The sequence below is a fragment of the Streptomyces sp. NPDC102259 genome, assembly GCF_044766465.1.
GTDB lineage: Bacteria > Actinomycetota > Actinomycetes > Streptomycetales > Streptomycetaceae > Streptomyces.
Window position 1 is genome coordinate 153833 of record NZ_JBIWMA010000006.1, and the last position, 19715, is coordinate 173547.

At 72.0% G+C, this 19715-nt stretch carries 17 protein-coding genes; 5 read left to right on the forward strand and 12 right to left on the reverse strand.

Annotated features, from left to right (window positions below):
• Positions 1 to 228: 228 nt before the first annotated feature.
• Positions 229 to 4791, forward strand: coding sequence for a PAS domain-containing protein (locus ACIRPU_RS17135; protein ID WP_403867558.1), 4563 nt, complete (start codon positions 229 to 231; stop codon positions 4789 to 4791).
• Positions 4792 to 4840: 49 nt separating this feature from the next.
• Here ACIRPU_RS17135 and ACIRPU_RS17140 read toward each other — a convergent pair whose 3' ends face one another.
• A complete protein-coding gene (locus ACIRPU_RS17140; protein ID WP_403867561.1) occupies positions 4841 to 5425 on the reverse strand; it encodes a TetR family transcriptional regulator in 585 nt (194 codons plus the stop codon).
• A gap of 130 nt (positions 5426 to 5555) precedes the next feature.
• Here ACIRPU_RS17140 and ACIRPU_RS17145 point away from each other — a divergent pair, with 130 nt between their 5' ends.
• Positions 5556 to 6770, forward strand: coding sequence for an MFS transporter (locus tag ACIRPU_RS17145; protein ID WP_403867564.1), 1215 nt, complete (start codon positions 5556 to 5558; stop codon positions 6768 to 6770).
• Between the two features lie 230 nt (positions 6771 to 7000).
• Here ACIRPU_RS17145 and ACIRPU_RS17150 read toward each other — a convergent pair whose 3' ends face one another.
• The 6 genes from ACIRPU_RS17150 to ACIRPU_RS17175 form a co-directional block, all read right to left on the reverse strand.
• Positions 7001 to 8656, reverse strand: coding sequence for a long-chain fatty acid--CoA ligase (locus ACIRPU_RS17150; RefSeq protein WP_403867567.1), 1656 nt, complete (start codon positions 8654 to 8656; stop codon positions 7001 to 7003).
• Positions 8657 to 8808: 152 nt separating this feature from the next.
• Complete coding sequence (locus ACIRPU_RS17155; protein ID WP_403867570.1) at positions 8809 to 9357, reverse strand: SigE family RNA polymerase sigma factor; 549 nt, start codon at positions 9355 to 9357, stop codon at positions 8809 to 8811.
• 222 nt (positions 9358 to 9579) lie between these two features.
• Positions 9580 to 10758 carry a lipid-transfer protein gene (locus ACIRPU_RS17160; protein WP_403867573.1) on the reverse strand — a complete coding sequence of 393 codons (1179 nt, stop codon included), beginning with the start codon at positions 10756 to 10758 and terminating at the stop codon, positions 9580 to 9582.
• Complete coding sequence (locus ACIRPU_RS17165) at positions 10755 to 11168, reverse strand: MaoC family dehydratase (protein ID WP_403867576.1); 414 nt, start codon at positions 11166 to 11168, stop codon at positions 10755 to 10757. The genes ACIRPU_RS17160 and ACIRPU_RS17165 overlap by 4 nt, the downstream gene beginning before the upstream one ends.
• Positions 11165 to 12181 carry a bifunctional MaoC family dehydratase N-terminal/OB-fold nucleic acid binding domain-containing protein gene (locus ACIRPU_RS17170; protein WP_403867579.1) on the reverse strand — a complete coding sequence of 339 codons (1017 nt, stop codon included), beginning with the start codon at positions 12179 to 12181 and terminating at the stop codon, positions 11165 to 11167. Before ACIRPU_RS17170 ends, ACIRPU_RS17165 begins: the two co-directional genes overlap by 4 nt.
• Before the next feature lie 229 nt (positions 12182 to 12410).
• Complete coding sequence (locus tag ACIRPU_RS17175; protein WP_403867582.1) at positions 12411 to 12725, reverse strand: hypothetical protein; 315 nt, start codon at positions 12723 to 12725, stop codon at positions 12411 to 12413.
• A gap of 362 nt (positions 12726 to 13087) precedes the next feature.
• On the opposite strand from ACIRPU_RS17175, the gene ACIRPU_RS17180 reads away from it, so the two are divergent.
• The gene (locus ACIRPU_RS17180) at positions 13088 to 13981 is read left to right on the forward strand and encodes a bifunctional DNA primase/polymerase (protein ID WP_403867585.1); all 894 of its coding nucleotides are present in this window, start codon (positions 13088 to 13090) and stop codon (positions 13979 to 13981) included.
• A 24-nt stretch (positions 13982 to 14005) separates the two neighbouring features.
• On the opposite strand, the gene ACIRPU_RS17185 is transcribed toward ACIRPU_RS17180, so the two are convergent.
• The gene (locus tag ACIRPU_RS17185) at positions 14006 to 14707 is read right to left on the reverse strand and encodes an LAETG motif-containing sortase-dependent surface protein (protein WP_403867588.1); all 702 of its coding nucleotides are present in this window, start codon (positions 14705 to 14707) and stop codon (positions 14006 to 14008) included.
• A 404-nt stretch (positions 14708 to 15111) separates the two neighbouring features.
• Here ACIRPU_RS17185 and ACIRPU_RS17190 point away from each other — a divergent pair, with 404 nt between their 5' ends.
• Positions 15112 to 15273 carry a hypothetical protein gene (locus ACIRPU_RS17190; RefSeq protein ID WP_403867592.1) on the forward strand — a complete coding sequence of 54 codons (162 nt, stop codon included), beginning with the start codon at positions 15112 to 15114 and terminating at the stop codon, positions 15271 to 15273.
• A 187-nt stretch (positions 15274 to 15460) separates the two neighbouring features.
• On the opposite strand, the gene ACIRPU_RS17195 is transcribed toward ACIRPU_RS17190, so the two are convergent.
• Genes ACIRPU_RS17195 through ACIRPU_RS17210 form a run of 4 tightly spaced genes read right to left on the reverse strand, consistent with a single transcriptional unit; the run spans position 15461 to position 18547 of the window.
• On the reverse strand, positions 15461 to 16639 hold the full coding sequence (locus ACIRPU_RS17195) for a tyrosine-type recombinase/integrase (RefSeq protein ID WP_403867595.1): 1179 nt from the start codon (positions 16637 to 16639) through the stop codon (positions 15461 to 15463).
• Positions 16639 to 16857: an excisionase family DNA-binding protein gene (locus ACIRPU_RS17200; RefSeq protein ID WP_403867598.1), complete on the reverse strand. Its 219-nt coding sequence runs from the start codon at positions 16855 to 16857 to the stop codon at positions 16639 to 16641. The genes ACIRPU_RS17195 and ACIRPU_RS17200 overlap by 1 nt, the downstream gene beginning before the upstream one ends.
• Positions 16851 to 18224, reverse strand: a complete 1374-nt coding sequence (repSA, locus tag ACIRPU_RS17205; protein WP_403867973.1) for a replication initiator protein RepSA — start codon at positions 18222 to 18224, stop codon at positions 16851 to 16853. Before repSA ends, ACIRPU_RS17200 begins: the two co-directional genes overlap by 7 nt.
• 47 nt (positions 18225 to 18271) lie before the next feature.
• Positions 18272 to 18547, reverse strand: coding sequence for a hypothetical protein (locus ACIRPU_RS17210; RefSeq protein WP_403867601.1), 276 nt, complete (start codon positions 18545 to 18547; stop codon positions 18272 to 18274).
• 239 nt (positions 18548 to 18786) lie between these two features.
• Here ACIRPU_RS17210 and ACIRPU_RS17215 point away from each other — a divergent pair, with 239 nt between their 5' ends.
• A complete protein-coding gene (locus ACIRPU_RS17215) occupies positions 18787 to 19521 on the forward strand; it encodes a GntR family transcriptional regulator (RefSeq protein WP_403867604.1) in 735 nt (244 codons plus the stop codon).
• The last annotated feature ends 194 nt before the right edge of the window (positions 19522 to 19715 follow it).

The window sequence follows — 19715 nt, forward strand, 5'->3', positions numbered from 1 at the left end:
AGTCCGGGCAGGTGGCGGGGCGGGCGAGGGAGCGGTCCGTCGTGCCCTGGGACGGGCCACGACGGGTGAGGACACACGTTCTGGGTCACTTCGTCGTGCGAGCTCCCTCTCATCCGGCGCCGCCGACGGGACCCCAGCCCTTAGACTCCCTCGCGTGACACGGTGCGGGCCGGTTGGCAAGATGGCCCGAACGGTCGGCAAGGTGCGGTAACAGGGAGGAAGCGACTCGTGAGCAGCAGGCCATCCCGAGGCGCTGCTCGCCTCGCAGCCATACTCGACGCGCTCCCCGATGCGTTGGTGCTGGTCAACGCCAACGGGACAGTCGTCAACGCGAACACCATCGCGCTCGAGGCGTTCGAGACGCCGGGTACGGCTCTGGTGGGGCGCGGGCTGCTCGATCTGCTGCCGCAGTTCGACTCCAAGCTCATCCCGGGGTCCATGCGGCGGCCCGATCACATGGACCCGCGCGGGCGGACCAAGCCGACCCGGATGGTCGCGCGCCGCACCGACGGCAGCGAGTTCCCGGTCGAGGTCACCAGCGCCAACCTCGAGAACGGCCAGCAGGCCTACGACGGCTACGGCTACTCCTCCGCCTCCGACGAACTGTTGATGCTCGTCGTACGCGACCTGTCCGGGACCGTCGACACCGAGGCCGAGCTGGCGCGTTCGCAGCGGCAGACCGAGATGATCCTGCGGGCCGCGTCCGAGGGCGTCGTGGGCACCGACACCGACGGGCGGATCGTCCTCGTCAACCCGGCCGCCGCCCAGATACTGGGATACCGGGCCAGTGATCTCGGCGCCAAGGAGCTGCACACCCTCGTACTGCACTCCCGCGCCGACGGCTCGCCGTTCCCGTACGACGAGTCGCCGCTCGCCGACACCCTGCGCTCCGGGCGCAAGCACCGGGTGCGCGGGCAGGTGCTGTGGTCCAAGAGCGGGGACCGGGTCGCGGTCGATCTGACGACCGCGCCCGTGCGCGACGGCGATCAGCTCGTCGGCGCCGTCATGACCTTCACCGACCGGCGGCCCTACGACGCCCTCGCCGACGAGAAGGACGGCGTCGAGAAGCGGCACGCGGAGGAGTTGGAGAAGCTCTCCGAGGAGCACGCCTCCGACCTCACCGCGCTGCGCCAGCAGCATGTGAACGAGCTCGAGGAGCTGCGCGAGCGGCACGAGGAGGAGCTCGCGGCCGGCGAGGAGCGCTACGCCTCGCTCGGCGAGCGCGAGAAGGACCGGTACGAGGCGCTCGCCGGACGGCACGAGCAGCTGCTCACCCTGCTCGGGGCGTCCCTGCGCGGGCCCCTGGACGAACTGCGCCGCGAGCTGGCGGCACTCGCCGCGGACGACGCCGGGCAGCTCTGGCCCGAGGCCAACCAGGTGCTCCATCACTTGTCGGCCGGTTACTCGCGGATCACCACACTCATCGACAACGTGCTCGGCTACCAGCGTCTCGACACCGGGTCGGAGGTCATCGCCCGGACGAAGGTGATGCTCGACGCCGTCGTCGCCGCCGGTGTCGACGGCGCGGTGGATCTCATCGGGCCGGGACGGGTGCAGTTCGCCGTGCACGCGCCGCCCATCGAGGCCGAGGTCGACGCGCGGCTCCTCGCGACCGCGCTCGCGCACCTGGTGGCCGACGTCGCGGGCGTCGACGCCACCGGCAACGCGCCCGTCTCGGCGGGCGGTTACATGGACAACACGGTCGTGGTGGCGGCCGCCCAGCGCGGCGAGGTCGTACGCATCGAGGTGCGCGGGCCGTACGCCGGCGGCGACCCCGTGCACGAACCGATCGTGCGGGGGATCGTGCGGGCGCACGGTGGCGTCCTCCAGACGCACGAGGTGCCGGGCATGAGCGGCAGCGCGTACGTGCTGGAGGTGCCGTTGGGCGGTGGTGCGGGGGCCATGGCGGCTCCGGCGGCCATGGCTCTGCCCGCTCTCGCGGCCGGTGACGGCGCCGCCTCGGCGGCCCCCGCGGCCGCCATGGCCTCGGAGGAGGACGTTCCGGGCGAGTACGGCGCCGGTGGGCGTCGGCGGGCTCGGCGGTCCTCCGTGGACGCCTTCCTGGAGGGCGACGTCCCGGGCCCGGAGAGCGGCGCCGACGCGGATGCCGCGGTTCCGACCGGACGGCGGCGCAGGCGGGCCGGAGCTCCGGCCGCGGAGGAGACGCCGGGTGAGGTGTCGCCCGCGATGGACGAGACCGAGGGCCCCGAGGGCTCCGGCGGCACCGGACGACGGCGTGGCCGATCGGCCGAGGTCGCCGTCCTGGGCGCCGACGCGGGGATGGCCGTAGGAGTCGACGGCGGGGTGAGCGAGGGCGCCGTCGTCACCGCCGCGGAGCACGCGGCCGGGACCGCGGCCTCGGGTACGGGACTCGGCGGCACCGTTCCGCCGCAGGGCGTACCCGCGCCGGGCGGACAGCGGGCAGCACACGCGCCGGACGGCCGGCAGCCGCAGAACGCGTTGCCGCCCGCGCTGCCGGCCATCGCGGGCGCACCGGCCGGGGCCCCGTTGACGGGTCCGGGAGGCACGGCGCAGGCGGAGACGGAGGACGGTCAGCCGACGGGCAGGCGCCGGCGCGCCCTGGCCGCCGCGAACGAGCGCGCCGCAGCGCAGGAGGCGGGGCCCCGCGCGGTGTTCGCCCTGCCGCCCGCGGAGGCCGACCGCGTGCCGGACGGTTCCGTCGACATGAGTGCGGTCGCCCAGAACTCCCAAGCCGCCCAAGACGCCCAGAACTCCCAAGCCGCCCAGGTAGCCCGAGCAGTGGGGCCGATTCCGGCTCCCGGTTCGGTTCCGGGCCCGGTTCCGGTTCCGGTTCCGGGTTCCGTGCCCGGTTCGGTTCCGGCTCAGGCTCCGGCTCCGGGAGTCGTGCAGGCGCTGGGAGCGGTCCAGGTGCCCGCACAAGCACCGGTCCCCGCGCAGGCTCAGACGCCCGCGCAGGCTCAGGCGCCCCTTCACGCCCAGGCCGCCGAGGATTCCGCGATCGACCACGGGCGGCACGACGCCGTTCCGCACGACCAGGCCGACGACCACACCCCGCCCCAGCCGCACCCGACGAACGCGCCCACGGGTCGCCGTCGTCGGGCCGTCGCTCAGGCTGCGGAGGTCGCCGCCCCGGCACAGGTCCAGCCGCAGCCGCAGCCGCAGCCGCAGCAAGTAGGACAGCCCCTCGCCGCCGCGCAGCCGGGCACGGCCGCCGTGCCCCCCGTCCCTGGGCAGCAACTGCCCGGGCAGCCGACCGCAGGTCAGCCGCTCCCCGCGCCGGCGGCCCCCGGCCAAGCGGCCCCCGCCCCCGTGCCGAACGTGGCCGGACAGGGGCAGCCGCTCCCGGCCGAAGCGACCCCCGCCCCCGCGGCGACGCAGCCCGCACCGGCGGCGACGCCCAGCGGTGGCACCCCGCTGCCGCCCGAGGCCGCCGTCGGGCAGCCGCGGGCGGCGCAGCCGTTGCCCGCCGAGGCCGCGGCAGGCCGACCCATGGATCCCAACTCGACGCAGGGTCGGGCGATCAGCGTGCGGACCCTGGGGCAGGGCGTGCCCTTCACCCGGCAGGCCGCGCAGGTGCAGCAGGCCCAGCAGTTGCAGCACGCGCAGCAGGCTCAGCAGTTGCAGCAGGCTCAGCACGCACAGCAGGCTCAGGCGATGCGTCACCCGCAGCCGGGGCTGCCGTCCGCGCAGTCCACGGCCACCCCCGCGCCGCACACCCCCGGTGGTTCCGGACGGCGTCGCAAGCTGGGGACTCCGCCCGACCCGACGACGCGCCCGGAGCAGACGGCACGGCCGCACCCGTCGGCCGAGCAGCCCGTCGTGGCGCAGGTCCCGGCGCAGGCGCAGGCCGTCGTGGCCCCGGTGCCGCCGCCCGGCGCGACGCCCGCTGCCGCACCCGTGCCGAACCCCTCCCTCGCGGGTCAGTCGCGGCTCGTGCCCGGTGGGCCGGGGACCGAGGGCGCCGGACGGTCGTACGCCATAGGGGCCCCGGACGAGAACGCCGCCGAGGGGCCCGAGCCGTTGGACGGCCCGGGTGGGGCCGTCGAGGTGGCGGATCCGCCGCGGCCGCAGCCACTGGACGACGAGCTGCCGCCGGAGCCGCTGGACAACCCGCGTCGGCTGCTCGTGTGGCCGGCGCCGGACGTCAGTACGCAGCAGGCGCTCAGCGACCGCGGCTACCGGCCGGTGATCGTGCACTCGCGCGAGGAGGTCGACGCGCAGATCGCCGCCTTCCCGGCCGCGCTGTTCGTGGACCCGCTGACCGGGCCGATCACCCGTACCGCGTTGCAGTCGCTGCGCACGGCCGCGGTGGCCGCCGAGGTTCCGGTGCTGGTCACGGCCGGTCTCGGGCAGGCGACGCGCGAGGCGGCGTACGGCGCCGATCCCGCCGTCCTGCTGAAGGCGCTCGCGCCCCGTGACAGCGAGCAGCATCCGCCCCGGGTGCTGCTCATCGAGGAGCACGCCGAGATCGCCCTCGCCCTGACCTCGACGCTGGAGCGGCGCGGGATGCAGGTGGCGCGGGCGGCGAGCGACGCGGACGCCGTCACGCTCGCCGGGCAGCTGCGGCCGAACCTGGTCGTGATGGACCTGATGCAGGTGCACCGCCGCCAGTCCGGGATCCTGGACTGGCTGCGGGCGAACGGCCAGCTCAACCGCACTCCGCTGGTCGTCTACACGGCCGCCGTCGACCAGGCGGACCTGCCGCGGCTGGCGTCGGGGGAGACGGTCCTCTTCCTCGCCGAGCGGTCGACGAGTGCCGAGGTGCAGAGCAGGATCGTGGATCTGCTGGCCCGGATCGGCACCAACTAGGCCCGGATCGGCACCAACCAGGAGCCGCCCGAGCCGGACCCGACCCGTCCTACCGGGCGACCATCCGCCGCGCCGCCTCCTTGATGGAGGCGCGCAGGCGGTCGCGGTCGGCGTCCTCGGAGCCCGCCAGGATGCGGCTCATCTGCGGGACGAAGGCGGCCCAGTTGGCCATCGCGATCAGCAGGAAGAAGAGGTCGCGGGCCGGGATCGCGTCGGAGATCACTCCCCGGTCCTGTCCGTCCTGTACGGCGGCGACCTTGAGCGCGTAGTGCTTCTGGCGTTGCGCCTCGTCGGGCAGCAGTTCGGTGCTGCCGTACTCGATGCCCTCCCAGTACAGCAGGCGCAGGAGCTGGGGGTGGGCGGCGTGGTAGTCCATCAGCCGGTCGAGCCAGCCCTCGATGTCGTCCGGGTCGACCGGGACGGCGGAGGCGAGGTCCACCATGGAGCGGCCCAGGACCTGGGAGAACAGCTCGGCCTTGTTGCCGAAGTAGGCGTAGATCAACTGCTTGTTCGCCTTGGCTTCGGCGGCGATGCGGTCGATGCGGGCGCCCGCGATGCCGTAGCGGGCGAACTCCGCGACGGCGGCGTCGAAGATCCGGGCCCGGGTGGCCTCGGGATCCCTGGTGGTTGCCATGGGGCCATCGTAGCGAGGACACCTAACCAACTAGTTGGTTGACAGGGAATTGCCGCTCGCTCCAGACTGTTCCCCTGCCATTCCAACCAACTGGTTGGTTGCTAGAGACGCTCGAAGGAGCACCTCCGCCATGCCGTCCGAAGTCACAGAAGCCCGAGCAGCGGGAGAGGAAGTCGTCCCCTCGGCGGTCGCGCCCCGCCGCAAGGAGCTTCTGCTCGTCCTGATCGCGCTCTGCACCGCCGTCACGGCCGCCAACATCTACCTCGCGGCTCCGCTGCTCCCCCTCATCGCCCACGACTTCGGCTCGGCGCCCTCGGCCGTGGCCTGGATCGCCTCGGTCGCCCAGTTCGGCTACGCGGCCGGCCTGCTCGTCTTCGCCCCGCTCGGCGACCGCGTGAACCGGCGCCGACTGGTCGCCGTCCTCTCCGTGGTCACCGCGGCGGCCCTGGTCGCCGCGGCCACGGCCGCCGGGACCGGCGCGCTCGCGGCCGCCGTGCTCGTCGCCTCGGCCGCGACCGTCGTCCCGCAGCTCCTCGTGCCGCTGGTCGCCGCCCGCGCCCCCGCCGACCGGCGCGCCCGGCACGTGGCCGCCGTCATCGCCGGGCTGTTCACCGGCATCGTCGCGGCCCGCGTCCTCGGCGGGCTCGCCGGGCAGGCCTTCGGCTGGCGGGCGGTGTTCGTGGGCGCGGCCGTCCTCACCGCGGTCCTGGGCCTGCTGACCGCCGCCGCCCTCCCCTCCGAACGCCACCACCCCCGCGAGGGCCACCTGTTCACCGGTCTCACCACGATGCCGGGCCTGGTGCGGCGCTCGCCCGACCTGTGGCGGGCCTGCGTGCGGCAGGCCGGGATGTACGGGGCCTGGAGCGCCCTGTGGACCTCGCTGGCCCTGCTGCTGACGGGCGAGGAGACCTACGGCCTGTCGACCGCGACCGCCGGCCTCTTCGGCCTCTTCGGACTGGCCGCCAGCGTCGTCGCACCGCTGGCGGGCGGCCTGGTCGACCGGTTCGGCGCCGCGAAGGTCGTGCGGAACGCGTATCTGCTCGCCGCTGCCTCGGTCCCGCTGTTCTGGCTGGGCGGGCAGGTGCTCGGGGCGCTCTTCGTGGCCGCGATCGTGATCCACGCGGCGCTCGTCGCCTCCCACGTCGCCAACCAGACCCTCGCCCTGACGACGACCGCCGCCCCGGCCACCGCGAACAGCGCCTATGTCGTCGCGGGGTTCGCCGGCGGCGCGACCGCCTCGGCCCTGGCCGGCCTCGCATTCGCCCAGTTCGGCTGGGGCGGCGTCGTCACGGTGGCGGGCGCGTGGCTGGCCCTGGGCTGGACGACCACGGCCGTACGCCGGTGACGGTCGACGCCCTCTGGCGGCCGTACGACGGACGGTGACGGCCGTACGACGCTGAAGCCGGCCTGCGCCCGTGATTCCGGGCTACGACGGTGGTTCCGGCCCACGACGGTGAAAACGGCCTGCGACGGTGAAAACGGCGTACGCCGGGCAGGGGCCGCGAGGTGCCCTGCCCGGCGTACACGACACGCGTGACGCAGCCCCACGGCTGCGGCGTCCGCAGCACGGCGGGTTCAGAGTCGGGTGACGTCCAGCTCGCCCTCCGCGTACTGCCTGCGCAGCACCTTCTTGTCGAACTTGCCCACGCTCGTCTTCGGAACCGCCCCGATGATCGTCCAGCGCTCCGGGAGCTGCCACTTGGCGATCTGGCCCTCGGCGGCGAGGAAGGTGCGCAGGGCCTCGAAGTCCGTGGTGGCGCCCTCCCTGAGGACGACCGTGGCCAGCGGGCGCTCGCCCCACTTGTCGTCCGGGACGGCCACGACGGCTGCCTCGGCGACGTCGGGGTGGGACATCAGCGCGTTCTCCAGGTCCACCGACGAGATCCACTCGCCGCCGGACTTGATGACGTCCTTGGCGCGGTCGGTGAGGGTGAGGAAGCCGTCGGGGGAGATGGTGCCGACGTCGCCCGTCTTCAGCCAGCCGTCCTCGCTGAACTTGTCGGCGGGACGCAGGGGCTCGCCGTCGGGGCCGTTGTAGTAGGCGCCGGCGATCCACGCGCCGCGCACCTCCAGCTCGCCCGCGGACTCGCCGTCCCAGGGGAGGCGTTCGCCGCCGGGGCCGGTGAGGCGGCCCTCGACGCCGGCCGGGAAGCGGCCCTGGGTGAGGCGGTAGCCGAATTCCTCGTCGGTGCCGACCGCGTGGGCCGGCGGACGGGCGATGGTCCCGAGCGGGGAGGTCTCCGTCATGCCCCAGGCGTGGCAGACCCGCATGCCCAGCTCGTCGAAGGCGGTCATGAGGGAGGGCGGACAGGCCGATCCGCCGATGGTGACCTGGGTGAGGGAGGAGACGTCGCGCGGCTTGGCGGTGAGCTCGGCCAGTAGACCCTGCCAGATGGTGGGGACGGCGGCCGCGTGGGTCGGCTTCTCGCTCTCGATCATCTCGGCGAGCGGCGCGGGCTGGAGGAAGCGGTCCGGCATCAGCATGTTGACGCCGGTCATGAAGGTGGCGTGCGGCAGTCCCCAGGCGTTGACGTGGAACTGCGGGACGACGACGAGCGAGGTGTCCTGGTCGGTCAGGCCCATCGACTCGGCCATGTTCACCTGCATGGAGTGCAGGTAGATCGAACGGTGGCTGTAGACCACGCCCTTGGGGTCGCCCGTGGTCCCGGAGGTGTAACACATGGCGGCGGCCTGGCGTTCGTCCAGCTCGGGCCAGTCGAAGGTCTTCGGCTTGTCCGCGATCAGCTCCTCGTACTCGTGCACGCGCGCGTGGGCGCCATCGAGGAGCGAGCGGTCACCCGGACCCGAGACGACGATGTGCTCGATCGTGGGCAGCTTCGGCAGCAGGGGCGCGAGCAGCGGGAGCAGCGAGCCGTTGACTATGACGACCTTGTCGGCGGCGTGGTTGACGATCCACACCAGCTGCTCGGCCGGGAGGCGCAGGTTGAGGGTGTGCAGCACCGCGCCCATGGAGGGGATCGCGAAGTACGCCTCGACGTGCTCGGCGTTGTTCCACATGAGCGTCGCCACCCGGTCGTCGCCGCGGACGCCGAGGTCGTCGCGCAGGGCGTTCGCCAGCTGCACCGCCCGGGTGCCCGCCTCGGCGAAGCTGCGCCGCTGCGGCTCGCTCTCACCTGTCCAGGTGGTGATCTGGGACCGGCCGTGCACCAGCACACCGTGCTCGAGAATGCGGGTGACGGTCAGCGGTACGTCCTGCATGGTGCTCAGCACGGCGTGTCCTCCCAGGCGGCGACATTGCCTACGCGGTGGTAACGGTTGTGCTGATTCTGCGCACATACCGCGCGGTATGTCACTAGGGAGCGGTGATCGATCAGGTGACATCGGGGCCCTGATGCCCGAGCGGGCCGCGAGACCGGCCCTCGTCAGCGAGCAAGCACCAGCTCAGGGTCCTCGCGCAGCTTGCCGAGTGCCCGTGACACCGCCGACTTCACCGTGCCGACCGAGACACCGAGCACCTCGGCCGTCTGCACCTCACTGAGGTCCTCGTAGTACCTGAGGACGACCATCGCCCGCTGCCGCGCGGGCAGCTTCATGATCGCCCGCCACATGGCGTCGTGCAGCGCCTGCCGCTCCGCCGGGTCCTCCGCGCAGACGACCGAATCCGGCTCCGGCAGCTCGTCGCACACGAACTCGTCGACCTTGCGCTTGCGCCACTGCGACGTACGGGTGTTCAGCAGGGCCCGGCGGACATAGCCGTCGAGCGCCCGGTGGTCCTCGATCCGCTCCCACGCGACGTACGTCTTGGTGAGCGCGGTCTGCAGCAGGTCCTCCGCGTCGCTCGGGTTCGCGGTCAGCGACCGTGCGGTGCGCAGCAGCACCGGCTGACGGGCCCTGACGTACGACGCGAAGGACGGGTACGGAGAAGGCCGCGTCATGCCGTTCGAAGCGCTGGTGCAGACGGGTGTGGTCATGGCTCCACGCTAGGTTCGCGGCCCGCCCGGGCGGATCGGCCGCAGGTCCCGAAGCCGGATCCGTCTCAGGTTGTACGGGTGGTGCCCGCCCCACCTCCTGAAGGTGGACGAGACGGCGGCGACTACTACGGGATGACCCCTGGGTGCTCATCCTTCCGTGGCCCAGCCCGCGCCTCGGTCCACGGCTCGGTCCACGCCTCAGCCCGCGCCTCGGTCCACGGCTCACTTCACGGCTCCGTCCGTGGTCAGGACCAGGCCCGAGGTCGGCACCCCGGTCCCCGCCGTCACCAGGGTCCGGGCGGCCCCCGGCACCTGGTTCACGGACGTGCCGCGCAGTTGCCGTACGGCTTCCGCCACGCCGTTCATCCCGTGGAGGTAGGCCTCCCCGAGCTGACCGCCGTGGGTGTTCAGCGGCAGCCGGTCCTCCGCGACGAAGGCCGGCGCCTCGCCCGGGGCGCAGAAGCCGAACTCCTCCAGCTGCATCAGCACGAACGGCGTGAAATGGTCGTACAGGATCCCCACGTCGATGTCGGTCGGCGCCATTCCGGAGCTGCGCCACAGCTGGCGGGCGACCACGGACATCTCCGGCAGGCCCGTCAGGTCGTCGCGGTAGAAGCTGGTCATCTGCTCCTGGGACCGGCCGGCGCCCTGGGCGGCCGCGGTGACCACGGCAGGCGGCTGCGGCAGGTCACGGGCCCGCTCCACCGAGGTGACGACCAGCGCCTGGCCGCCGTCCGTCTCCTGGCAACAGTCCAGCAGCCTGAGCGGCTCGGCGATCCAGCGCGAGGCCGCGTGGTCGGCGCGGGTGATCGGGCGGCCGTGGAAGTACGCCGCCGGGTTCGCCGCCGCGTGCCGGCGGGCCGTGACGGCGACCGGCCCGAACGCATCCTCCGGGGTCAGCCCGTACGCGTACAGATAGCGCTGCGCCGCCATCGCCACCCAGGAGGCGGGGGTGAGCAGCCCGAACGGCAGCGACCAGCCGAGGGCCGTCCCCTCCGCCGACGGCTCGCGGTGTCGCACACCCGAGCCGAAGCGGCGCCCCGACCGCTCGTTGAAGGCGCGGTAGCAGACCACGACCTCGGCCACCCCGGCCGCGACGGCGAGCGCCGCCTGCTGCACGGTCGCGCAGGCCGCCCCGCCGCCGTAGTGGACCCGGGAGAAGAAGGACAGCTCGCCCATGCCGCAGGCCTGCGCGACGGTGATCTCCGGGCTGGTGTCCATCGTGAACGTCACCAGCCCGTCCACGTCGGCGGGCGTGAGTCCCGCGTCGGCGAGAGCCGCCCGCACCGACTCCACCGCCAGCCGCAGTTCACTGCGTCCCGAGTCCTTGGAGAACTCCGTGGCCCCGATGCCGACGATCGCCGCCCGGCCGCCGAGGGAGTCCCTCGTCCGCACGCTCACCCCGCGCCTCCCGGCGGGATCGTGGCATCGGCGGCGACGGTGAGCGTCACCGTGCCGGTGACATGCCTGCCGATCCCGTTGTCCCCGGTGACCCGCACCACGGCGGTCTCTCCGTCGACCTCCTCGACCCTGCCCCTCAACACCATGGTGTCTCCCGGGTGGTTGGGCGCCCCGAGCCGGATGGCGACCTTGCGGAGCACGGCCGTCGGGCCGAAGTGATCGGTGAGGTACCGGCCGACCAGGCCGTTGGTGGTGAGGATGTTCATGAAGATGTCGGGGGACCCCTTCAGCCGGGCCAGTTCGGGGTCGTGGTGGACGTCCTGGTAGTCCCGCGAGGCGAGGGCGCCGGCGACGATCAGGGTGCGGGTGATCGCGATCTCCAGCGGCGGCAGTTCGTCACCGGCCCTCACGCGGCCGCCTCCCCCGCGCGCGGGCGGAACACGGGCAGCACCAGATCGTCGTCGTAGGCCCGGAACTCCAGCTCCACCGGCATGCCGATCCGCACCTTGTCGTAGGGCACGTCGACCACGTTGCTGATGATGCGGACGCCCTCGGCGAGTTCGATCAGGCCGATCGCGTAGGGCGGGGAGAAGACCGGGAAGGACGGGTGGTGCATCACCACGTACGAGAAGACCGTGCCCTCGCCGCCCGCCTCGACGGCGTCCCACTCCGCCGAGCCGCAGGCGTTGCAGCCGGGGAGCCAGGGGAAGCGGAGCGTGTCACAGGCGGTGCAGCGCTGGACGAGGAGGCGGTGGCGCCGGACGCCCTCCCAGAAGCCGGCATTGTCCCGGTTGACGACGGGACGCGGCCGCAACGGTGCCTCCTGCCGGTCCAGCGCTTTCCGTTCCTGCGCCTGCCGGTCCTGCGCTCGCTGGTCCTGCGCTTTCTGGTCCTGCGGCGCCCGCCCGTCCAGCGCCCGCCGGTCCCGCGCCTTCGGTGCCCGTTCGGCCGGTGCGTACTTGAGGATGCGGAAGCGATGGGTGCCGACCAGTGCCTTCCCCACGCGTACGTCCGTCCGGGTCGTGACGAAGTAGCCGGTGCCCAGCCTGGTGGTCTTCCGCTGCGAGACCGACTCGATCACCGTGTCGAAGCCGACCTCGTCCCCGGGCCGCAGCGGGCGCAGGTACTCCTGTTCGCAGTCGGTGGCGACGACCGAGGTGCAGCCCGCCTCGTCGAGGAGGGAGAGCAGTTCGTCATAGCCCCGCGCACGCCCCTCGTGGCCGCTCAGGCCGCCCATGATCCACGCCTGGAGCATGGTCGGCGGGGCGATCGCGTCGGGGCCGGTGTACGCGGGGTTCCGGTCGCCCATCGCCTCGCACCAGTGCCGGATCATGGGCGCGTTGACGGGGTCCCGTCCGGTGCCCGCGACCGTCGCTGGGCGGCCCTCGTAGGCCTTGAGCCGCGCGTGGAGTTCGTCGTCCACGGCCGTACTCCTTCCGCGGGAAAGGCTTGCCAGGACTTACCGGGAACAGTTTCTGACTGTCCGTCAGCCAGCAGCCCCTGTCAAGGTCACTTCCGCGTACGAGAACGCCTGCGCGGCGGTACCGAAGTACCGCCGCGCGGACGCGCTGCCACCCCCAACACCCCCCACACCCCCCACAGATCCCCCCCCACCCCCCCCGGGGCCGGCGCCGGACGCCGGTCCGCTCAGGTCACCACCACAGCGGGGTGAAGGCGACCGCGACATTGCTGTTGCCCTGGTTGACCGCGGTGAACGCGGACCCGTTGACCTGCGCGGTGTTGCTCTGGTTCGAGGCGCCCGAGCCGACGGCGTTCTGCTGTGTGGTGGCCGAGTTGCCGCTGTTGTCGCGCCCGACACCGCTGCCGGTGACGCTCGCGACACCCGCGTTCGATCCGTCGTCCGCGAAGCCGCCGTTGTCCGCCACCGCGACGCCGGTGAAGAGGGCGGCTGCCAGCGGGAGGGCGGAGACGGCGGCGATGACACGGGCGGTACGGATGCTTGCCATGTTGTTCCTCCAGAACGGAAGTACGTGAGTACCCGAGGTGCTTGAAGTACGGGTTTCATCTGGGCGGTTGGCCGACCGCCCCGGCTGTTGTGACGACGTCGCGAGACCAGAGTTGCCCACCGAATCCCCGGCGAACCACCCCGGAAGCCGTGATTCGCACTCAAGCGTGATGACAAGTCGATAAACCCCTAGCACCACTTTTCCTGCCTGTGCCGCCATAACCCCCGGCAAGTCGGACACCCACCCTCCAGGCCTCACAAGAGACGAAGCGTTCCGGCACTTTTCCGCCCGATCCGGCCGCCCTCGGGCGCGTCGAAGCCCGCCCTCTTCCCTTTATCGAACATACGTACGACACTCTTTTCATGGCCACCACCGACCGGTACTCCCGGCAGGCCACCACGCTGGCCCTCGCCCACGCCCTGTCGGCCGCCGAACGCGGCCTGGCCGTCATCCCCCTGTCCCGGACGAAACTCCCGGCCCTGCGCTCCCCCCACCGCGACGCCCCCGAGCCGGCGGGGCCGCCCTGCCACGGCGAGTGCGGCCGCTCCGGTCACGGCGTGTACGACGCCTCGACCGACCCGGCCCGCATCCGCGAACTGTTCGCCGCCGCACCCTGGGCCACCGGCTACGGCATCGCCTGCGGCCTGCCCCCGCACCACCTCATCGGCGTCGACCTGGACACCAAGTCGGACACGGACTCCACCGCCGCCCTGCGCGAACTGGCCCTGCGCCACCTCTTCACCATCCCGCCCACGATCGTCGTCCTCACCCCGTCCGGCGGCCGGCACCTGTGGCTCACCGGCCCACCGGACGTCGTCGTCCCCAACTCGGCCGGCCGCCTCGCCCCCGGCATCGACATCCGGGGCGCCGGCGGCTACCTGGTCGGCCCCGGCTCCCGCACCGCCCACGGCGTCTACGCCACCGCCCCCGGCACCGCCCACCTCACCCCCGCCCCCTGCCCGCGCTCCCTCCTGCGCCTGCTGCTGCCACCGCCGCGCCCACCCCACCCGGGCCCCGGCTCGACGGCGGGCGGCGCACACGGCCGGGGCCTGGTCCAGTTCGTCCTGGCCGCCCAGGAAGGACAACGCAACACGCGGCTGTTCTGGGCGGCCTGCCGGGCCTACGAGGACGGCATCGGCCCGGAGCTGACGGAGGACCTGGTCGACGCCGCCGTACGAACCGGCCTGACGGCACGGGAGGCACGGGGGACGATCACGTCGGCGGCCCGCATGACCGCACACCGCCCCGGCCCGTGACGTCCCCCCCCCAGCGCTCCCCTGTCAGTGCGAGCGCGTCGCCGTCCGACGGCGCAGCCCGAGGACGATGCCGCAACCGGCCAGCACCAGCGCGGCGGCGACACCGCCGACGACCGGCGTACGGCTGGACCCCCCGGTCTCGGCGAGCACGGTGCCACCACCCGCGGCCGACGGCGCACCACCGCCCTGCGCAGGCGTCGGCCGCGCACTCGACGAGGCGGAGGACGATGGGGACAAGGTTGACGGTCGGTCGGACGGCGAGGCGGACGCCTCCGACGAGGCCGAGGACGAGGGCGAGGCCGAGGGACCGGCGGCCGCACAGGTCTCGTCCTGGATGACGACCAGGGGTTGGATGTCGTCGTCGACCAGGTCGCCTGCCTCGACGTGCACCCTGAACGTCACCCCGGCGTGCCACGTCTGGGGATTGAGATCGACGGTGACTCCCTGCGCCGTCGGGTGCTCGATCTTCTGGGTGTCGACGAGCCGTTGGTTGTTGATCGGCTGGTTCAGCTGGAGGTACAGGGAGACGGTGGCCGGCGTGCCGGAGGCGTCCTTGTCGGTGACTTGGATGACGCCGTGACCTTCGGCGTCACACACGGCGGCTGCGGAGAAGTCCGCGATGCTGCACGCGAGCGCCGTGTGGGCGGCACCGACGGCGAGTGCGGCCGAAGCCGCCAGAGTGCCCATGACGCGGGCCGCCCGGGCGGCGCGGGGTGAACGAGACACGCTTGTCCTTCACGGTCGATCAGAATGTGACGGGACGGCCCCTCGCGCGCCGTCCGGTCGAACCACCGAACAAGCCCCGGAGCCGCAAACCCTTGGGGCTCGCGAGCCCTTGGAGTTCCCTGTCAAAGACACATCGCCGCAGACCAAGGCGGGTTGAAGAGACAGCAATGATCGACAGTGGGGCCGGCCAAGAAACGGTCATGCCCACTGAGCCACGAGTCACCTTCACCAAAGAACCCGAAAAAAGGCGGGCCAGTGGTCAGCCCAACCACCAAGCTACCCAGACAAACTCCGCTGCTCCGGCTGCTCCGGCCGCTAGGTGCTACCGGGTGGGCCGCGGATCCGGCGGCCACCAGGGGTAGGGGTGGCCTGCCCGTCCGTTCGAAGCCCCCTGGAGGCTCCCTGTGCACACCACCGTCTTCCTGCTGCGGAGCGCGCTGGGCCTCGGTGGCGGTCTGGTGGGCCTCTGGGAACTGACCCGCCAGGCTTCGGGACCGGGCTGGAGGAAGCCGCGACTCCTCTCCGCGCTGGCGGCTCTGACACTCGCCGGACTGCTCGCCGTCTAGGGCCGGGAAACAGCGGGGCCAAAGATCGCCGGCGAACGACACCCACGAGAACGTCCCCTGACCGAGCCATCCGGTCAAGGGACGTTCACCTGCGGTGGGTGTGGGATTTGAACCCACGGTGACATCGCTGCCACGACGGTTTTCAAGATCTCTCGCCGGTCGGGGAGGCGGGACGCTCCGCAGCAGGTCAGACCGGTACGAGCACGCCTGCGGACCCGTCATCATCGTCATCGTGCCCGCTACGTGCCCCAGGCTCATGGTCGTGCCCGCTCAGCCAGGAGTCGGCCGCTTCGGCGACCTGGTCGTCGCGACCGGCGACCGGCCGGGCGTAGTGCCGGGTCGTGACGCTCGCGTTCGAATGGCCGAGGCGGTGAGCGGCGGTCATCACGCCGTACCGGTCGGCGACCCAAGTCCCGTGCGAGGCACGGAGGTCATGCGGGGTCACGTCGGTGAGTCCGGCCGCCGACACGGCCGGGTCGAAGTAGGCCTTGCGCCACTGGTTGTAGCGCATCGGCTTGCCGCCCGGGGTCGTGAACAGGAGCGCGTCATCCCCGCCGGGCAGAGTCTCCAGGTGCCGGCCGAGCCGCTTCGCCAGCGAGGGGCCGACGCGAAGCAGCCTCTTCTGATGGGACTTCGGGGTGTCGAAGACCAGGGTGCCGTTGGCTTCGGCAAGGTTCTCGTCGACCAGGACGAAGCCGCCGGACACATCGATGTCCGAGCGCCGAAGCGCGAACGCCTCTCCAACTCGCAGGCCTGCATAAGCGAGAAGCGCGATCAGATGGTCATGTGGCTTGGCTGCACTCCGCACGATCCGGGACGCTTCGAGGGGAGTGAGGATGTGCGGCTCGGTCTGCGGCATCCGGGGCAGCTTCACGCCCCGGCATGGCGTCTGCGGGATCATGTCGTTGTCGACGGCGGCCCTCATGATCTGCGACAGGACGCGGTACGCCTGCCGGATCCTGGAAGCGCTGAGCCCCTTGGTCTTCATCCCTCCGACCCACTCGGCAACAGTGATCGGCCGCAAGCTGGACAGCTCGCGGTCCCCGAGGGCGGGGTCGATCAGCGAGTTGATCAGAGACCGGTACGACGCCTGTGTCTTGTGCTTGAGCTGCGGGGACACGGCTGCGAGCCACCGGGCCGCCCAGTCGCGTACGGTCGTCTGCCCCTCGGCGGGGTCGAGCCAGTGCCCTTCCTCGATCTCGATGCGCTTGCGGGCAAGCCAGCGGTCGGCGTCCGTCGTGGTGGCGAACGTGCGATCGGCCGGGCGGAGCACTCCATCGGGCCCCGGGTATCGAGCTTGGAAGCGGCCTGAGGGGAGCTTGCGGATCCGGCCGAAGGCACGGCGGGACTTGCGCTTGCCAGCCATCAGGCAGCCCTCCTGAGCGCGTTGGGACGAAGAGTGATCGGCTGCACGGTGTTCTCGGCCACGTACGCCTCAAGAGCCCATTCCGGGATCCGCACGTGTCGGCCGATCTTCACGAAGGTGATGCGACGCTCTTCAACAAGCCGACGGGGGAACCTCACGCCGGTACCGAGCCGATCGGCGACTTCCTGCACGCTCAGCAGTCGATCCACGCTCACCACTCCCCCGCAGCCTCAAGATCGCTTATGTCAGCAAGGGCCTCACGGGCCGTCTCTCGGTTCAGTCGGATCTCCTTCGCGATCGATGCGGCGAGCCAGGATTCGCCGGGGGTGTGCCCGTGCCCGGCGTAGGACCAGTGGGCGAGCACGAGCGTGGAGCCCTCCGCATCGTCCGGGTCCTCGGGCAGCCCTCGCTCCCGACGCTCTTGCCGCGCGCGGAAGTCGGCGCGGACCTGACGCCGTTCGGCGAAGGTCGAGGAGTAGCGGCGGGACTTGGTGAGGAAGTGCCCGCGGAAGCCGAGCATGTGGGCCCAGGCCCAGAGCTTGCGGTCCGGGTAGTGCTGGTCAAGGGCATGACAGGCTCGAATCAGACGCCGAGTGTGGTCGGGCAGGTCGGGCCGCTTGTCGAGTTCGGAGAGCTCCCCGACGCGGCGGTCGACCGTGCCGGTGGACTCGGCTGCCTTGGTGGCGTACTTCGCGACGTAGGCGGCCACGGCCTGCTCGTTCAGCTCCTGGCCGTCGGTGCCTATGGCCCGTACGTCGACCTGGGCACCCCAGCGCAGGACGCGCGCCGGGTGGTCATCGGCAGGTGCCAACGGGACGGAGACCCGGGCGGCGGCATCGCGGATCGCATCCCCGAGCAGTGCCGTACTGGCCCACTCGGGCGGGGTGTCGTCGGGACCGGCCGGGCCGTCCAGCCGGACGATGGCGTGGAAGTGGATCGCCCCGCGCTTCTGGAACTCGGCGACCTTACCGAAGGAGATCCGGCAGACCTCCCGCAGCGTGGCCTGAGTGATGCCAGCGCGAGCGGCGATCTCCCGGCGGAGGTAGATCGTGAAGCGTCGCCAGAGGTCCCCGGCGTGGTTGTTCCAGAGAACGGCCCCGGCGTAGTCGTACGTGTCAGCGTCGAGCGCCGTGCCGAGTTCGGCGGCGTCCTCTGAGTGGGCGACACCGCAGCGGCAGCGACCGTTCTCGGGACGGCTGTGGACCGGCCCGAAGGAGGGCGCGGTCAGGGTGGCGAACACGCCGGGGTGGATGCGTACTCCGTCGGGGATACCCATGCGCGGGTCACCGGTGAGTCCGGCGCGTATGAGGTGGTAGGCGTCGCCCGCATACGTCCAGGCACAGGAGGGGCAGCGGGAGGCCCGCCGGTTGCCACAGGCGACCCGGAGGCGTCCGCCCGGCTCCTCGGCCGTGGAGTAGGAGTAGAGGACATCCCCGGTCCGGGCGTCACGGGTGACCGTCGTACCGGACAGGTGGATCGGGTCCGAGCATCCACCCGTACGGCGTACCTGATCGCGCCATCGGTCGAACCCGGGAGCCGAGGCGACTCGCAGCAGATCAGCCAGGGTCACGGGGTCGGTCCCCATGGAGGCCGCAGCACCGGCCACGGCCTCAGGGGCGACGGGGAACACCGTCACTCGACCACCCCCGGAGCGTCGATGATCTCGACCTCCAGGACCTTCGCGCCGCCGCAGTCGGGGCAGTAGAGCTGAAATCCGGTGGTGTCGTAGCCGCTGCCCGCGCAGGCCGGGCACTCCAGCCACTCGGTGGTGCCGAAGGCCGTGCGGCAGACGTTCGCGTCCTGGCAACGCGTCTTGCCGCACACCGCGCAGCTACGGACCGTGCGGCGAATGATCCTCAGCGCTAAGACCCCGGTCGGCCGACAGGGGTGGATCAGCGAGACAGGCATGATGGAGGCTCCCTTGGAAGAGGGGTAGGGCGGCGCATCTGCTTGGCGGTAGGGGTGCCGCCCTTCTTCAGGGAGTGTTCACCTCCCTAGGGAGATTGAAACCAAACCTCCCTAGGGATGTCAATGAGACCTGCGGAGGGACGTGGGTTCGGGAAGTGATCGGGTACGCGTTCGTGCGTCCGGAAGGGGGTGGCGGGTAGGCTGACCACCCTAGGGAGCATCGACGAGTGGAGAGAGACATGCCCGAGACTGCGCGGCAGATTGCCGACGATCTCCGGGCGCGGATCGAGTCCGGTGAGCTGGTGCCGGGCGATCGGTTGCCCGGTGAACCCTCGCTGGTGAAGACGTACGGCGTCGCCAAGATGACCGCCAACCAGGCACTCAAGATCCTCGTGAGCGAGGGTCTGGCGGTCGCACGCCCCGGATCCGGTACCTACGTCCGGGAGTTCAGGCCGATCCGCCGGGTGGCCAACGACCGTCTCTCCAAGTCCCGCCGCGAGGCCGGTCAGTCCATCTGGTCTGCCGACGTGGCCCAGCGCCCCCTGGTCACCGACGTCCGGGTCTACGAGGCCGAAGCCCCGCGCCAGATCGGACGGTTGCTGAACCTCGAGCCCGGGGCGGCTGTCATCGTGCGGAGCCGGAAGTTCGTCGTCGAGGACCGCCCGGTACAGATCGCGACCTCGTACCTCCCCGCGGATCTGGTCCGAGACACGGCGATCGCCCAGCCGAACACTGGCCCAGGAGGCAGTTACGCCCGCCTGGCCGAGCTGGGAGCGGAACCGGTCACCTTCTCCGAGGAGCTGCGGGCGAGGATGCCGAGCGAGGAAGAGCGCACCGCCCTGGCACTCGCGGCCGGCACTCCGGTCCTGGAGATCTGCCGCACCGCCTTCACCGAGGACGAGCGCCCCGTGGAGGTCAACCAGATGCTCCTGGACGCCGGTTCGTACGTCCTGGAGTACCGCCTGAGCAGCTGAGCTGTTACAGGAATCTCTACCTCATCAAGCACCCGTCGTCGCTTCGCTCCTCCGGGCGGGCGCGGGCCGCCGTCCGCGCCCGCGCTCATGTCTCCGCCCCGCTCGGCACGGCCGACGGCCCCCGCCCGCCCAAGAGGCAGGCATACGGAGCACGAGGTCAGAACAGTCGTGGCTGGGGCGGTCGGCTCCACGGC

Coding starts and splice junctions, on each gene's coding strand:
- ACIRPU_RS17175 (WP_403867582.1), bottom strand. CDS start 12,725: ATGGCAAGCATCCGTACCGCCCGTGTCATCGCCGCCGTCTCCGCCCTC.
- repSA (WP_403867973.1), bottom strand. CDS start 18,224: ATGGGGACCGACCCCGTGACCCTGGCTGATCTGCTGCGAGTCGCCTCG.
- ACIRPU_RS17180 (WP_403867585.1), top strand. CDS start 13,088: ATGGCCACCACCGACCGGTACTCCCGGCAGGCCACCACGCTGGCCCTC.
- ACIRPU_RS17215 (WP_403867604.1), top strand. CDS start 18,787: ATGCCCGAGACTGCGCGGCAGATTGCCGACGATCTCCGGGCGCGGATC.
- ACIRPU_RS17210 (WP_403867601.1), bottom strand. CDS start 18,547: ATGCCTGTCTCGCTGATCCACCCCTGTCGGCCGACCGGGGTCTTAGCG.
- ACIRPU_RS17195 (WP_403867595.1), bottom strand. CDS start 16,639: ATGGCTGGCAAGCGCAAGTCCCGCCGTGCCTTCGGCCGGATCCGCAAG.
- ACIRPU_RS17145 (WP_403867564.1), top strand. CDS start 5,556: ATGCCGTCCGAAGTCACAGAAGCCCGAGCAGCGGGAGAGGAAGTCGTC.
- ACIRPU_RS17155 (WP_403867570.1), bottom strand. CDS start 9,357: ATGACCACACCCGTCTGCACCAGCGCTTCGAACGGCATGACGCGGCCT.
- ACIRPU_RS17140 (WP_403867561.1), bottom strand. CDS start 5,425: ATGGCAACCACCAGGGATCCCGAGGCCACCCGGGCCCGGATCTTCGAC.